Raw genomic sequence first — 15,202 nt, 5'->3', positions numbered from 1 at the left:
ACCTGGCTTGCAGGACGCCATGAATGGCGAGCCTACCGTTCCTGCCATGGATTCAGCAACATCACGCCAGTGGTATCAAAATCCCGTACGTTACGCGTGACCAGAATCAGCTCGTGATGAATCGCTGTCGCCGCGATCAGCGCGTCGGTATGTGGGCGTTCATCAGGAATATGCAGCTGAGCGCAAAGGCGGGCCACGCTGCTATCAATAGAGAGTGTGCGCCAGGCAAATTCTGTCAGAACCTGCTCTTGATACCAGCGCTGTAAATGATGGGCTTGCTGAGGGTCTTTACGGGCGAACTCAAGGATACCTTTTTCAATTTCCATCAGCGTCAATGCTGAAATAAACATCTCTTCAGCATCAATGCTTTTAGCCCAGGCAATCACCTGAGGATTGGCTTTAGGCGTCCCTGCCTTACGTAATTCTGAAATAACATTGGTATCCAGCAAATAGCGCATTAGAACTCCACATCCCTGTTGATTATGGTCGCACGTTGTGGCTCAAAATCGATATCTACGCCGTCCGGCATGGCGAGTGAATCTACGATGCTTCGGTTTGAACCCGTGAGTTTTTTATACGCTTCAAATGTCAGTAAAACATGTGCAGGATTGCCACGGTCAGTAATATAAACCGGGCCTTCCTCGGCGGCTTTCTTGGCCCGGGATACCTCCTGATTAAAAGCTCGACTGCTGATTCTCGTCACTGTCATCACGACCTCCATGATATGTAGAGATGTTGCTACATAACTATAAAGCAATATGCCGTGCTGGACAATATTCAACCAATAAAAAGCCCCGCAAGCGGCTTGCAGGGCTTTAATATCATCTATCCAACGCGTTTATTTACTGAAACGCGTAACTCACTGTCAGGCCCACGCTGTAATTGCGACCCGGCGCCGGTTCGTAGTAGCGACCGTTGCTTTCATTCACGATCACCGAACCGATGTAGTTGCGATCAAACAGGTTATCGACGCGACCAAACAGATCCAGCGTCCAGTTCTGCACCAGCCACTTATAACCGCTGTTCACGCCGACCACGGTATAAGACGGCGCTTTCACGTCATTCTCATCATCCGCCGCGATATCGCTCAGGTAGCGCACATCGGTTCCGGCATACCAGCCTTGATCGGGCGCGTAAGCCAGTCCGGCGTAAGCCATGTTACGGGCAATGCCGGGAATGCGGTTGCCATCGCAGCTTTCGGTGCCGCAGGCGTTAGAGCGGTAGCGGGCATCCAGCAAGGTCCACGCGGCTTTGAAGCGCCAGCTCTCGCCGAATTGCTGGTCGAGGCCCAGCTCCAATCCACGACGGCGGGTTTCACCGGCGTTTTTGTAGCTGGTGCGGCCTTCAAAGCTGCTGTCAGAAACGATCTCGTTTTTGGTGTCAGTCTGGAACATCGCTGCCGTTAACAGTCCGTTGCCGATGCGTTTTTTACTGCCCAGTTCAACCGTTTCGCTGGTGGCAGGTTGCAGGTTGAGATTCAGCCCGGCCTGATCGGCGGCGCGATAGGACAACTCATTCAGCGTCGGCGTTTCGAAGCCGCGACCAGCAGAAACGTAGGCGTTCCAGCTGTTATCAATGGCGTAATTCAGCGCAGCGGCAGGTAACCAGCGGTGATAGCGACGATTGCCGCTGTCATCGGGATCGCTGTCGGTGACGTAATAGTCATTGGAGTCGAAATTCACCGTGCTGAAACGCACGCCAGCATCCAGTGACAGTTTATCGGTTAGCTGCCACGCGGTTTGCAGATAGGGATCGAGGTTCCACATCAGGTTGCGTTCATTACGACGCATCTCGCCCTGTACACCCAACTCGTCGCCGCTAAAGTTTTGATAACCTTTGCGCTTCTCAGTCATGGTTTCATAGTCGAGCCCGCCGGTGAAGGTTACCGGAATGGTGAACAGCGCGTCGCGGTGCGTCCAGCGGGTATCAATGCCCTGATAATGACGCGACAAAGCAATCACGCCGCCGGGATAACCTGCGCGCAGCTGGGTGGCTTTAGGAATGGATTGATACTGCGTGGTTTCACGTTCACCCGCGTACATCATCACGCTCAGGTCGTCGTTTTCACTCATCTGGCGCTGATAGTGCAGGCCCGCTTGCGTCTGATCGACGGTTTTACGCGCGTCGTACAAGCTCACGTTGCTGGCGACCTGGCGTGGATTATTTTTCCACTGCTCAGCGGTCAAACCTCCCGGGTCCTGCGCTTCAACGTGCACGCTGTTGAACAGCAGCGTCAGGGTGCTGACATCATCGATGCGCACGCCGAGTTTGGCGTTGCCGAGGTTTTTCTGCGCCGAGCTGTGATCGCGGAAGCCGTGCGTGGTAAAACGCGAGGCGGAAACCGTGTAGTTGACGTCGCCGGCTTGCGTACCGTCGCCGGTTGCACCGCTGGCTTTAACGCTGTTGCGCCAGCTGCCGTAACTGCCGTACCAGCTGCTGGCTTCCAGCGTGGTGGGTTGCTGTCCGGTTTCGGTTTCAACGTTAATCACGCCGCCCGACGAGTTGCCGTACAGCGCCGAGAAGGGGCCGCGCAGCACGTCGATGTGATCGATGGAGCCGATATCGATGTTGGAAGTTTGTCCCTGGCCGTCGGGCATGGTGGCGGGGATCCCGTCGACATACATACGAATGCCGCGCAGGCCAAAGGTGGAACGCGAACCAAAACCGCGCACCGAAATCTGCAGGTCCTGCGCATAGTTCTGGCGGTTTTGAATTTGCAAACCGGGCACGCTGCTGAGGTTTTCTGACAAATTGACGCGCGGTGCCGCGTGGCGCATATCGTCGCCGGACACCACACTAACTGCCGCTGGCGTATCCAGTTCAGAGAGTCCGGATGCGGACGGCGCCGCGCTCACCACCATGGTGTTGCTGGCCGCGTTTGCCGCCAGCGCCGAGACCGGTAACATCGCAGGCAGCATCAGCAGCGAAGCCTGTCGCAGTAAAGCTATTTTCATTATGAAAGACCGTAAAAAGGGCGTGGAATGTACCGAATGGAACATTAATGGCGCGTATGTTAATCGTTTTATCATTTGTTTGAAAAGCGTAAATAGTATGACGGATTATTCATCATTGCGGTGTTGAAAATGTTTTTTCATGGCATCTCTGGCTGGCTGCGTCAGGGAAATTCTGTCAGTCTGGCGGTTTTGTCTTAAGGCACAAAAGAGAGGGAATGATGAGTCAACAACCTGTGGTCGCGGTACTGGGATTGGGCGCGATGGGGCATGCGTTTGCCGCTAACCTGTTGAAAAAAGGCTTCACGGTGCGCGGCTGGAACCGCACGCGTGCCAAAGGCGAAGATCTGCTGGATGCAGGTATCACGCTGGCCGACAGCGCTGCGCAAGCGGTGAGTGGCGCGGATGTGGTGATCGCCATGCTGGCCGACGGCGATACCACGCGTCAGGCGCTGAACGACGCCAGCTCCGCGCTCAAGCAGGGCGCGACAATTTGCCAGATGGGCACCATCGGCGTGGCCGCCACCGATCAACTGATCGCGGAATTCAAAAGCACGCGTACGGACGTAGTGTTTATCGATGCACCGGTTTCCGGCACTAAAGCGCCAGCAGAGAATGCGCAAATCCTGGTGATGGCCAGCGGCGATCAGAGCAATGCGCAGGCCGCCGAGCAGGTGTTCGCCGCGATCGGTAAAGGCACGCAATGGCTGGGCGAGGCGGGCGCCAGTTCGCGCATGAAGCTGGTGGTGAATAGCTGGCTGATTGGTCTGATGCAGAGCCTGGCGGAAAGCACGCGTCTGGCGGAAGAGTTTGGTTTCAGCACCGACGATCTGTGGAAAGTGCTGGATGGCGGTCCGCTGGCGGCACCGTACGCCAAAATGAAACTCGGCATGATTGCCAGCGGCGATTTCACCCCGCAGATGCATCTGGTGTGGGCGCTGAAAGACGCCAAACTGGCGCTGGATGCGGCGGGCGATAGCAAACTGCCGGCGCTGGAAAACATTGTGGATGTCTGGCAGCAAGCGGTAGATGCCGGTTACGGCGAGCAGGATCTGGCGGCGGTTTATCAATATCTGAAACGCTAACATGAGTGCGCGGCTCAACTTCGACTTCGCCTATCGTCCGCTGGTGCCCTATGCGCACGATTATGCGCATGGCGACGCGGAGCCGTGGCATCACCACGCTTGCGCCCAGCTGATCCACACGCTGAGCGGCGTGGTGAAAGTGGAAACGCAGCACGGCAGCTGGATTGTGCCGCCGAGTCGCGGCGTCTGGCTGCCGGCGGGGACGCGTCACGCACTGCACATAGTTGGCGCGGTGGCCGCGCGCACGCTGTTTGTGGATCCGCTGGCGCGCGCCGATCTGCCCGCCAGTTGTCAGGTGGTGCAGATTTCGCCGCTGCTGCGTGAGTTGATTGTTAGCGCGCTGGCGCTGCCGGAGCAGTACGTTACCGGCAGCCGCGCTGAGCGGATTTACGAGCTGATCCTCGATGAGATCCGCGTGATGGATGTGCTGCCGTTTGGTCTGCCGCTGCCGGAGAGCGAGCGGCTGCTGAGTTTGTGCCAGCAGATCCAGCAAGCGCCCGGGGAAAACTGGACGCTGGCCCGCGCGGCTACGCAACTCTGCGTGGCCGAACGCACGCTGGCGCGCCATTTTAGTCGCGAAACCGGGTTACAATTCAGCGACTGGGTGCGCCGCGCGCGACTGAGCGTGGCGTTAACCCGCTTAGCGCAGGGCGATAGCGTGCTGACGGTGGCGCTCGATCTCGGTTATGACAGCCCGAGCGCCTTCAGCGCGATGTTTCGCCGCGTGCTCGGCGTCACGCCAGCGAACTACTTTCCTGCGGCAGAAAAGCGTGCGCTGCGTTGAGCAGCGCCTGCAGTGAAGCGCGCGCCACATCATTATCAATGCCCACGCCCCACGCGCGTTCCCCGCGTGCATTAATGCAGCTGATGTAGGTCACCGAACGACTGTCGCTGCGTTTGCCCAGCGTGTGTTCGTGATAATCCTCAATGGTGATGATTACGTCATAGCGCTGACGCAGCGCGGCAACGGCGGCTGAGAGCAAGCCGTTGCCTTTACCTTCCAGCATCAACCGCTTCGCGCCCTGTTGCAGCCGCGCCTTGAGGCGCGTTTCGCCTTTATCGTCGCTGTGACTTTCCGCTTCCAGCAAACAACGCACGGGCTGCGTTAAGCCGTAATGCTGACAAAACAACTGCCACAGCGCGTGATGGGTCATCTCCTGACCGTGCTGGTCGGTTTGCTGTTGCACCAGACGGCTGAAATCCTGCTGCAAGCCGCGCGGCAGCTGCAGACCGTGATTCTGCTCCAGCAGCCAGGCGGCGCCGCCTTTACCCGATTGACTGTTAACGCGGATCACCGCTTCGTAGCTGCAGCCGATATCCAGCGGATCGAGCGGCAGATACGGCATCTGCCAGATTGCTTCTTCACGCTCAGCACGGGCGGCAAAGCCTTTGCGTATCGCATCCTGATGCGAACCGGAGAAGGCGGTAAACACCAGTTCACCGGCATACGGATGACGCGGATGCACTGGCAGCTGGTTGCAGCGCGTCACCACTTCCAGCACCTGCTGGATATCGCTGAAATCGAGCTGCGGCGCGATGCCCTGAGTGTAGAGATTGAGCGCCAGCGTGACGATATCGACATTGCCGGTGCGCTCGCCGTTACCAAACAAACAGCCTTCCACGCGATCGGCACCCGCCAGCAGCGCCAGCTCGGCGCAGGCGATGCCGGTACCGCGATCGTTATGCGGATGCACGCTGATCGCAACCTGCAATCGCTGGCTGAAGTGGCGACAGAAAACCTCAATCTGATCGGCATAGACGTTCGGCGTGTTCACTTCGACGGTCGCGGGCAGGTTGATGATCATTGGACGCGCCGGGCCCGGTTGCCAAATCGCCGCCACCGCTTCGCAAATCTCCAGCGCAAACTCCGGTTCGGTAAAGCAGAAGGTTTCTGGCGAATACTCGAAGGTCCACGCGGTATCCTTTTGCGCTTCGCAACGGGCGCGAATTTGACGCGCACCGGCGCAGGCCAGTTCGATAATTTCGGCTTTGCTCTGGCGGAATACGCGCTCGCGGAACAGCGGCGCGGTGGCGTTATAGAGATGAATAATGGCGTTCGGCGCGCCACGCAGCGCGTCGAAAGTGCGATCAATCAGATCGCTGCGCGCCTGGGTCAACACCTGAATCGTCACATCGTCTGGAATGTGCTTCTGCTCAATCAGCAAACGGACAAAATCAAAATCGGTCTGCGATGCCGCCGGAAACGCCACCTCAATCTCCTTAAAGCCACAGCGCAGCAGCAGTTGCCAGAACTCCAGCTTGCGCGCGCTGTCCATCGGTGTCGCCAGCGCCTGATTGCCGTCGCGTAAGTCGGTAGAGAGCCAGCGCGGTGCCTGCGTCAGCTGGTGCGAGGGCCACTGACGATCGGGTAAGTCGATAACCGGAAACGGGCGGTATTTTGTAGCGGGTTGCGTGAGCATAACGATCTCCTTGTAATGTGGCGTTCAGTCTCGCCTGGCATCGCGCGGCGCGGCTCGCGCATTGCTGACAACCACTCGCGCAAAAGTGACAACCGGGTTCAACTCTTGCGCGCACATTCTGTAGCGGCGCGATTAATCGCGCATTTTTCAGGCGACACCGCGCTTCTCCCGACATTGCGCAATAAATTGCGCCGCTACGATAATTGCGGTGATTGCATGCACAGTCTTTATGCGGCACGCGGCATATCTCATGCGAAATCGGCATCGGTCATTTGGCGCGCGCGGGTTAGGCTGGGGTTTTGCGCGATGGGATAAAACACAATGAAAAGAGCAGCTTTGGCACTATTAATCGTGACAGCCAGCGGCGCGGCGGCGGCAGAAACCGTGACGCTGCGCATTGCCGATCAAAAGGGAAATATGCACGCCGAAATGGAAGCGGCGCAGCAGTTGAACAACCTCAATTATAAAATCGAATGGGCCGAGTTCCCGGCGGCGGCACCGCTGGCGGAAGCGCTGAATGCCGGTGCGGTGGATGCCGGTATTATCGGTGATGCGCCGCTGCTGTTCTCACTGGCGGCCGGTTCGCAGGTGAAAGCGGTGGCGGTGAGCAAATCGGTACCCGAAGGATTGGCGGTGCTGGTCAGCCCGGATTCACCCATCAAAACCGTTGCGGAGCTAAAGGGTAAAAACATCGCCACCGGACGCGGATCGATTGGTCACTATGAGGCGCTCAAAGCGCTGGAGCAGGCGGGCGTCAGCGATAAAGAAGTCAACTGGCGCTTCTTAACGCCTGCGGATGCGCGCATCGCGCTGGCAAACGGTTCGGTGGATGCTTGGTCAACGTGGGATCCTTATACCGCGCTGGCGGAAGTGACCCACACCGGACGCGTGTTGGTGAACGGCGTCGGCCTGTCCAGCGGCAACAGCTTCCTCGCGGCCACCGACGCCGCGCTAAACGATGAAGCCAAACGCGCGGCGCTGCAGGATTACGTCAATCGCTTAGCCGCCGCCGATCGCTGGGCCAACAGCCATGTCGATGAGTACTCGACCACGCTGGCAAAAATCATCGGTTTCCCGAAAGAGGCGGCGGCGAAATCCTTCTCACGTCGCAAATCGCACTGGCAGAGCATTGATGATGCTACCATCGGCCAGCAGCAGGAGACCGCCGATTTCTACCAGAAATACGGTTTGATCCAGCAGCATCTTGATGTGAAACCGACTTTTTATCACGGCTTAAAGGTTGCGCAGAACTAACCCTTTGTGCGCCCGCATTTGGCGAAACAGCAGCGCGCGCGTAGCATGGCGCCATGTTGTTTCGTCAAAGATTCCCTCATGTTGCTAAAAACCTTCGACGGTCATAACGACCTGCTTCTCAATCTGTGGCTGCATCATCGCGATGATCCGGCGCAGGCCTTTTTTCACGGCATCGAAAAGGGCCATCTGGATTTTCCGCGCATGCAGCAGGGCGGTTTTGCCGGTGGGCTGTTCGCGATGTTCGTGCCGCCAGCGCGCTATGTCAAAGAGGTCGCGCCGCAGCGAGCGGAGGAAAATCTCGATCCGCTGACGATTCTCTGGCAGCAGCTCGACATCCTGAAAACGCTGGCGGCGCAATCTGATGGGCGGGCGCGGTTATGCCTAAACATCGCTGATATTGCCGCCTGTCGCGCTGACGGCGTGCTGGCGCTGGTGGCGCATATTGAGGGCGCAGACGGGTTTGATGGCGAGGGTGAAGCGCTTGATGCGTTTTACCAGGCGGGCGTGCGCAGCATCGGGCCGTTCTGGAATCTGCCCAATCGCTTTGGCGAAGGCGTCAGCGGATCATTCCCCAACTCACCGGACAGCGGGCTAGGTTTGACCGAACAAGGTGAGCAGCTGATCGCCGCTGCCAATCGGCATCGCATGCTGATCGATATGTCGCACATGAACGAGAAAGCCTTTTGGGACACCGCGCGCCTGTCAACCGCGCCGCTGGTGGCGACGCACTCCAATGCGCACGCGCTCTGCGCGCAGCCGCGTAATCTCACCGACGATCAGCTGCGCGCCATCCGCGACAGCGGCGGCGTGGTGGGCGTGAATTTTGGCAACGCTTTTCTGCGCAGCGACGGAAAACGCGACAGCGATACCGCATTGATCGAAATTGTTAAACACGTTGAGCACCTGATCGCGATAATGGGCCGCGATCATGTGGCGCTGGGCTCCGATTTTGATGGCATCAGCGTGCCTGAGGCGCTGAAAGACGTGAGCGGATTACCGCATCTTTATGCGTTGTTGCGTTCGTTCGACTACGATCAAACAGCTCTTGAGCAGCTCGCATGGGGCAACTGGCAGCGCGTGTTGCAACAAATTTGGCAGGATTAGCACCATTCCCTTACCGAATCAGGGTTGATCTGCTCGCTACATTGGCGCAACATCTGCGCGCGTACGGATTGCGATGTGATCTAAGTCACAGCCGCAATCCTCTTCAGCAGAGATCTCTCTGCGTTTTTGTTTTATGAGGAAGACCATTATGTGGAAAAAACCTGCGTTTATTGACCTGCGTCTGGGCCTGGAAGTGACTCTGTACATCTCCAACCGCTAAGACTTCTGCCCGCCGTTCGTGCGGGCATTTTGTTTTCTCTCTTTGGTCAACGTTCATGTTTATTAAAGTCCTCGGTTCAGCGGCGGGCGGCGGCTTCCCGCAGTGGAACTGTAACTGCGCCAATTGCAGCGGCCTGCGTAACGGCAGCATTCAGGCGCAGGCGCGCACCCAATCTTCAATCATTGTCAGCGACAACGGTGAAGATTGGGTGCTGTGCAACGCCTCGCCGGACATCAGCCAGCAAATTGCCCACACGCCAGAACTGATCAAAAAGGGTGTGCTGCGCGGCACGGCGATTGGCAGCATCATTCTCACCGACAGCCAAATCGATCACACCACTGGCTTGTTGAGCCTGCGCGAAGGCTGTCCGCATCAGGTGTGGTGCACGCCGGAAGTGCATGGCGATCTCACCAGCGGTTTCCCAATTTTCACCATGTTGCAGCACTGGAATGGCGGCTTGCAGCATCATGCGTTAACGCCGCTGGAGCCGTTCCGCGTCGATGTCTGCCACAGTTTGCAGTTCACCGCGATTCCGATTCTCAGCAACGCGCCGCCGTATTCGCCGTATCGCGATCGCCCGCTGCCGGGCCACAACGTGGCGCTGTTCATTGAAAACACCGCCAACGGCCAAACGCTGCTCTACGCGCCGGGACTTGGCGAGCCGGATGCGGTGATCATGCCGTGGCTGCAAAAAGCCGATTGCCTGTTGATTGATGGCACGGTGTGGCAGGACGACGAGCTGCTCGCCACCGGCGTTGGCAAAAATACCGGCAAAGCCATGGGCCACTTAGCGCTGGCCGAAGAACAAGGTTTAATGGCGTTGCTGGCTGCGCTGCCGGCCAAACGCAAGATTTTGATTCACATTAACAACACCAATCCGATCCTTAATGAGCAATCGCCGCAGCGCGCCTATTTGACGCAGCAGGGCATTGAAGTGAGTTGGGATGGCATGGCGATTCATCTGCAGGAGTTTGCATTGTGATCATCACTGAAGCATTATCGCCCGCCGCGTTTGAGCAGGCGCTGCGCGACAAAGGCACGTTCTACCACATTCATCACCCTTATCACATTGCCATGCACAATGGCGAGGCGACGCGCGAGCAGATTCAGGGCTGGGTGGCGAACCGCTTCTATTATCAGACCAACATTCCGCTGAAAGATGCGGCGATCATGGCGAATTGCCCGGATGCGGCGACGCGGCGTAAATGGGTACAGCGCATCCTCGATCACGACGGCAGCAACGGTCACGAAGGCGGAATTGAAGCTTGGCTGCAGTTGGGTGAGGCGGTGGGGCTGGAACGTGACGTGTTGCTGTCCGAGAAGCTGGTGCTGCCGGGCGTGCGTTTTGCGGTGGACGCCTACGTGAACTTCGCGCGCCGTGCTAACTGGCAGGAAGCGGCCTGTAGCTCGCTCACCGAGCTGTTTGCGCCGCAGATTCATCAGTCGCGTCTCGACAGCTGGCCGCAGCACTATCCGTGGATCAAAGAGGAAGGCTATTTCTACTTCCGCAGCCGTTTGAGCCAGGCCAACCGCGATGTGGAGCATGGGCTGGCGCTGGCGCTTGAGGTGTTTACCCGCGCCGAACAGCAGAACCGCATGCTGGAGATCCTGCAGTTTAAACTCGATATTCTCTGGACCATGCTCGATGCCATGACCATGGCGTATGCGCTGCAACGTCCGCCTTATCATACGGTCACCGATCAGGTGTCCTGGCACAGCACAAGACTGGTATAACAACATGAAAGATAATGTGATTCCGGCTTTCCGTCGCGGCTACCGCATGCAGTGGGAAGCGGCGCAGGATAGCCATGTGGTGCTCTATCCAGAAGGCATGGCCAAATTGAACGAGACCGCCGTGGCGATCCTCGAACTGGTGGATGGCAAACAGGATGTGGCGGCGATCGTTGCCACGCTGGATGCGCGTTTTCCGGACGCGGGCGGTGTCGGCGACGACGTCAAAGAGTTCCTGCAATCCGCCATCGAACAAAAATGGATACAGTGTCGTGAACCCGAGTAAAAGCGTGACGCCACCGCTGTGGCTGCTGGCAGAACTGACCTATCGCTGCCCGCTGCAGTGTCCGTATTGCTCCAATCCGCTGGATTTTTCCCAGCAGGAGAAAGAGCTGACCACCGAACAGTGGATTGAGGTGTTTCGTCAGGCGCGCGCCATGGGCAGCGTGCAGCTCGGTTTTTCCGGCGGCGAACCGCTAACCCGTAAAGACCTGCCGGAGCTGATTCGCGCCGCGCGCGATCTCGGTTTCTACACCAACCTGATCACCTCCGGCATCGGCCTGACGGCGAAAAAACTCGATGCCTTTGCCGACGCCGGACTCGATCATATCCAGATCAGCTTCCAGGCCAGCGATGAAACGCTGAACGCGGCGCTGGCCGGGTCAAAAAAGGCCTTCCAGCAGAAGCTGGAGATGGCGAAAGCGGTGAAAGCGCACGGCTATCCGATGGTGCTGAATTTCGTGCTGCATCGCCACAATATCGACCAGATCGACAAAATCATCGATCTCTGTATCGAACTGGATGCCGACGATGTCGAGCTGGCGACTTGCCAATTCTATGGCTGGGCGCAACTCAATCGTGAAGGATTGCTGCCGACGCGCGAGCAGATCGCCAACGCCGAAGCGGTGGTGGCCGATTATCGTCAGCGCATGGGCGCCAGCGGCAATCTCACCAATCTGCTGTTCGTGACGCCGGATTACTACGAAGAGCGGCCGAAACCCTGCATGGGCGGATGGGGATCGATCTTCCTCAGCGTCACGCCTGACGGCACCGCGTTGCCGTGCCACAGCGCGCGTCAGCTGCCGGTTGCGTTCCCGTCGGTGCTGGAGCGCACGCTGGACGATATCTGGTACAACTCGTTTGGTTTTAACCGCTATCGCGGCTTTGACTGGATGCCGGAACCCTGTCGCTCCTGCGATGAAAAAGCGAAAGACTTTGGCGGCTGTCGCTGTCAGGCCTTTATGCTGACCGGCGATGCCGATAACACCGATCCGGTGTGCAGCAAATCGCCGCATCACGGCAAGATCCTCGAAGCACGACGTGAAGCCAACTGCAGCGACATCAAAATCCAGCAGCTGCAGTTCCGCAATCGCAGCAACTCCGAACTGATCTTTAAGCAGCGCGTCACCTGATGCACGCGCGCCAGCTCACGCTCGCCAACGGCCTGCGCTGCCATCTTTATCATCAGCCCGACGCGCGTGAGGCGGCGGCGCTGATGCGCGTGCAGGCCGGCAGTCTGGATGAAGCGGATCGCTGGCCGGGTTTGGCACATCTGCTGGAACATCTGCTGTTTTGCGGCAGCGAAGCTTTTCACGCCGACGACCGCCTGATGCCGTGGCTGCAGCAGCAGGGCGGCCAGGTGAACGCCACCACGCAGTTAAGCCGCAGCGCCTATTTCTTTCAGCTCTCAGCCGCAGCGTTGTCAGCGGGCGTGCAGCGGCTGTGCGATATGTTGGCGTCACCGTTGCTGACGGCGCAGGCCATTCAGCAGGAAGCGGCGGTGATTGAGGCTGAGTATCAACTGCTGCAAAACCATGCCGACACGCTGAGTGAAGCTGCCGTGCTGGAAAAGTTGCAGGGACGTTTCCAGCGCTTCCGCGTCGGCAGTCGGCAGGCTTTTGGTGACAATGTCACGGAGTTGCAGTCCGCATTACGCGACTTCCATAGCCGCCTGTATTGCGCTGAAAACATGGAACTTTGGCTACAAGGCCCGCAATCACTGGATGAGCTCGAACAGCTGGCGGCACGCTTCGGCGGCAGTTTGCTGGCAGGTGGAGAACGCGCTGCGACTGTTAAAGCTACGCTGTTGCAAGGCGATCGTTTACTGCTATCAGGCGGTGAAGAAAATTTCTGGCTGACGATGTTGGTGGCGGGCGATGAGCATACTGTGTGTGACAATGTCACATTATTAAAAGCATTCTGGCAGGACGAAGCGCCCGGCAGCTTGCTGGCGCAGTTGCGCGCTGAGGCGTTATGCGAAACCTTTGACGCGCATTGGTTATGGCAAGATGAGCAACAAGCGTTACTGGCGCTGCGCTTTAGCGCCAGGCGCATTTCCCCGGCGCAGGCGCAACAGATTGAGCAACGCGTTTGGCAGCATCTGGCTGCGTTAGCTGAATGTACGGCGCTTCAGCTGCGGCACTACGCACAGCTCGCGCAGCAGGATTTCGCGACCTTGTCGCCGCTGGAACAGTTGCGCGGCCGGGCGTTGGGCTTCGCGCCGGGTTGCGCGCTGCCAGACAACTTTGCGGATTTTGCCGCAGCGTTGCCAGATTGTCCGCGCACGCGTCTGCTCACGCAGCAACAGATTGACGGCGCACCGCATCACACGCAGGGCTTCACCTTGCAGCTGGCCGAGTGGCTGCCGCCGTCGTTGGCTGCGACCAAACCCGCAGCGTTTCACTTCTATCCTGCTTCAGCCGCTGTTCCGCTCCCTCGTCTCCCACCCGTTGCGCAGCCGTTGCCGCTGATTGCACCGTTAAAACAGGTTGAAACGCTGCTGCTGCGTCCGGCGTTTTATCAGACCTTGAGTGAGGAAGACGCGCAGTCGCGGCAGCGCCAGTTACGCCCGTTGCTGGCGGAATTGCGCCACGCGGGTGGCAACGGCAGCTGGCAACAGACGCATGCCAGTTGGCAGCTACTGCTCAATTTGCCTGCATCCGCCGATCGCGCGTTGTTTAGCGTGCATCAGGCATTACAGGCGCTGAACACGCCGATGCTGGCGCAACCCGCAGCGAATACTCCTTCGATTGTGATTCGTCAATTGCTCGCCGCGTTGCCCACTCGCTTGATCAAGCCATTACCCGCGCCACAATGGCTGGCGGCATGGTGCGGCACCAATACCGCATTAAGCCAGCGCGTGGCGCATCTGCTCAGCGATTTTACGCCGGATCTGGCGCGCGACACGCCGCCGGCACGACTGCAACACGGCATCGTGCCCATCGCCTGCGACGGGCGCGATCAGGCGCTGCTGCTGTTTATGCCGTTACCGCAGGCCGATGATGCCAGCCTGGCCGCTTTACGCGTGCTGGCGCTAATGCTGGAAACGCGCTTCTTCCAGCGGTTGCGCGTGGATCAGCAAATTGGCTATGTGGTGTCGGCGCGCTATCAGCGGGTGGCGGATGTGGATGGCTTGATGCTGGCGCTGCAATCACCGGATATCTCCTGGCGCGCGCTGCTGGGTCACTGCAAACGCTTTATGCGTGAGATGGTAGCCGAGATCGCGGCAATCTCGCCGCAAAAGCTGGCGGCATGGCAGGCAAGCTTAATGACGCAATGCGCAAGCAAAGATAATGGCGAGGCCGCACTCGAAACCCTGCGCCAGCAGCACGGCCTGGCCACTCTCAATCGCGCGGCTATTCAGGCACTAACGCTGCAGCAACTCGAGCAACTGCATCAGCTTCTGCTGCGCGAACGGCATCGCTGGTTGATTTTGGTTAATCAAAGCTGAAAGGCGATGGTTTTGCCGTTGGGCAGTGTCACGTCGATACGAAGTTCGCCACCCAATGCCGCGACGTAACGTTTCAATGTGGACAGGCGCGGATCGTTGCCTGGATTTTCCATCTTTGCCAGCGTGGGCTGCGAGACGCCGATAGTGCGTGCCAGTTCGGTTTGCGAAAGGTTGAGCTCTTCGCGTAACTGGCTTAAAGCAATCTCCTGGCGCAATATTTCGACTTTCACAGCGATGCGCTGCTGGCTTTCAGGTGATTGTTTTTGCATTAATTCTTTTAGAGTAGCCATCTTATCCCTCCATCCGCGCTAAATGCTTGCAGTATTCCACTTCAGCGAGGCGAATCATCGTTCGGTAAAATTGTTTTTGGTTAAAACCGGTCTTATTTCCAGCGCATAACACGATAGCGCGTCGCACCGGATCAAAAGCGAAAAAGGCTCTGATGGGCTTACCGGCGTGCTGAACGCGCAGCTCTTTCAGATTAGGGAATTCGCCACCCTTTAATGTATCGACATAGGGGCGGCCAAGTTGTGGTCCCATCTCTCCTAAAATCGTCATCGCCGCTAACACGTCTTCACGTAGTGCTTCACTTTGCGCCACAAACCACTGATCAAAAACATCCGTTGTTAATATTTCCCACATAATGCCATCCCATAGCTTATTTGCTATGGGATAGGTTATAGCTTTTGGGCTATGAAATCAATCCG

The 15,202-nt window shown here is 57.9% G+C and carries 16 protein-coding genes; 10 read left to right on the top strand and 6 right to left on the bottom strand.

The features are described 5' to 3' along the window. Positions 1-32: 32 nt before the first annotated feature. The 3 genes from ACFQW4_RS10530 to pqqU all read right to left on the bottom strand — a co-directional run bounded on the left by ACFQW4_RS10530 (position 33) and on the right by pqqU (position 2,954). The gene (locus ACFQW4_RS10530) at positions 33-458 is read right to left on the bottom strand and encodes a type II toxin-antitoxin system VapC family toxin (RefSeq protein WP_377725211.1); all 426 of its coding nucleotides are present in this window, start codon (positions 456-458) and stop codon (positions 33-35) included. Beyond that, positions 458-709 (bottom strand): type II toxin-antitoxin system prevent-host-death family antitoxin, encoded by a 252-nt coding sequence (locus ACFQW4_RS10525; RefSeq protein ID WP_377725209.1) that lies wholly within the window; start codon positions 707-709, stop codon positions 458-460. Before ACFQW4_RS10525 ends, ACFQW4_RS10530 begins: the two co-directional genes overlap by 1 nt. Positions 710-842: 133 nt before the next feature. Further along, positions 843-2,954 (bottom strand): TonB-dependent receptor PqqU, encoded by a 2,112-nt coding sequence (gene pqqU / locus ACFQW4_RS10520; protein ID WP_377725207.1) that lies wholly within the window; start codon positions 2,952-2,954, stop codon positions 843-845. Positions 2,955-3,058: 104 nt separating this feature from the next. Here pqqU and ACFQW4_RS10515 point away from each other — a divergent pair, with 104 nt between their 5' ends. Together ACFQW4_RS10515 and ACFQW4_RS10510 are read left to right on the top strand one after the other, a co-directional pair. Beyond that, a complete protein-coding gene (locus ACFQW4_RS10515; RefSeq protein WP_369415261.1) occupies positions 3,059-4,036 on the top strand; it encodes an NAD(P)-dependent oxidoreductase in 978 nt (325 codons plus the stop codon). Between the two features lies 1 nt (position 4,037). Continuing rightward, entirely contained in the window at positions 4,038-4,820 is a 783-nt protein-coding gene (locus ACFQW4_RS10510) for a helix-turn-helix transcriptional regulator (protein ID WP_271459839.1), read from the top strand. Here the strand turns inward: ACFQW4_RS10510 and leuA are convergent. Beyond that, entirely contained in the window at positions 4,771-6,456 is a 1,686-nt protein-coding gene (gene leuA / locus ACFQW4_RS10505; protein WP_377725205.1) for a 2-isopropylmalate synthase, read from the bottom strand. The two genes, ACFQW4_RS10510 and leuA, sit on opposite strands and share 50 nt — an antisense overlap. A 321-nt stretch (positions 6,457-6,777) precedes the next feature. Between leuA and ACFQW4_RS10500 the strand changes: the two genes are divergently transcribed. The 8 genes from ACFQW4_RS10500 (at position 6,778) to pqqF (ending at position 14,495) form a co-directional block, all read left to right on the top strand. After that, positions 6,778-7,710, top strand: coding sequence for an ABC transporter substrate-binding protein (locus ACFQW4_RS10500; protein WP_210081634.1), 933 nt, complete (start codon positions 6,778-6,780; stop codon positions 7,708-7,710). A gap of 78 nt (positions 7,711-7,788) precedes the next feature. After that, positions 7,789-8,814, top strand: coding sequence for a dipeptidase (locus tag ACFQW4_RS10495; RefSeq protein ID WP_377725202.1), 1,026 nt, complete (start codon positions 7,789-7,791; stop codon positions 8,812-8,814). A 148-nt stretch (positions 8,815-8,962) separates the two neighbouring features. Continuing rightward, on the top strand, positions 8,963-9,034 hold the full coding sequence (pqqA, locus tag ACFQW4_RS10490) for a pyrroloquinoline quinone precursor peptide PqqA (protein WP_002905689.1): 72 nt from the start codon (positions 8,963-8,965) through the stop codon (positions 9,032-9,034). A gap of 55 nt (positions 9,035-9,089) precedes the next feature. Continuing rightward, entirely contained in the window at positions 9,090-10,016 is a 927-nt protein-coding gene (pqqB, locus tag ACFQW4_RS10485; protein WP_377725200.1) for a pyrroloquinoline quinone biosynthesis protein PqqB, read from the top strand. Beyond that, positions 10,013-10,768 (top strand): pyrroloquinoline-quinone synthase PqqC, encoded by a 756-nt coding sequence (gene pqqC, locus ACFQW4_RS10480; RefSeq protein ID WP_377725198.1) that lies wholly within the window; start codon positions 10,013-10,015, stop codon positions 10,766-10,768. Before pqqB ends, pqqC begins: the two co-directional genes overlap by 4 nt. Before the next feature lie 4 nt (positions 10,769-10,772). After that, positions 10,773-11,051: a pyrroloquinoline quinone biosynthesis peptide chaperone PqqD gene (gene pqqD, locus ACFQW4_RS10475; RefSeq protein ID WP_061720121.1), complete on the top strand. Its 279-nt coding sequence runs from the start codon at positions 10,773-10,775 to the stop codon at positions 11,049-11,051. Continuing rightward, positions 11,038-12,177 carry a pyrroloquinoline quinone biosynthesis protein PqqE gene (gene pqqE, locus ACFQW4_RS10470; protein ID WP_377725196.1) on the top strand — a complete coding sequence of 380 codons (1,140 nt, stop codon included), beginning with the start codon at positions 11,038-11,040 and terminating at the stop codon, positions 12,175-12,177. Before pqqD ends, pqqE begins: the two co-directional genes overlap by 14 nt. Then, complete coding sequence (gene pqqF / locus ACFQW4_RS10465) at positions 12,177-14,495, top strand: pyrroloquinoline quinone biosynthesis protein PqqF (RefSeq protein WP_377725194.1); 2,319 nt, start codon at positions 12,177-12,179, stop codon at positions 14,493-14,495. The genes pqqE and pqqF overlap by 1 nt, the downstream gene beginning before the upstream one ends. Here pqqF and ACFQW4_RS10460 read toward each other — a convergent pair. Further along, positions 14,486-14,785, bottom strand: coding sequence for a helix-turn-helix domain-containing protein (locus ACFQW4_RS10460; protein ID WP_137385728.1), 300 nt, complete (start codon positions 14,783-14,785; stop codon positions 14,486-14,488). The two genes, pqqF and ACFQW4_RS10460, sit on opposite strands and share 10 nt — an antisense overlap. Position 14,786: 1 nt before the next feature. Then, positions 14,787-15,137, bottom strand: a complete 351-nt coding sequence (locus tag ACFQW4_RS10455) for a type II toxin-antitoxin system RelE/ParE family toxin (protein WP_222233503.1) — start codon at positions 15,135-15,137, stop codon at positions 14,787-14,789. Between the last annotated feature and the right edge of the window lie 65 nt (positions 15,138-15,202).

The organism is Pantoea sp. GCM10028869 (genome assembly GCF_042666835.1).
Lineage (GTDB): Bacteria > Pseudomonadota > Gammaproteobacteria > Enterobacterales > Enterobacteriaceae > Pantoea > Pantoea leporis.
This window is presented reverse-complemented; position numbering and strand designations above follow the sequence as displayed.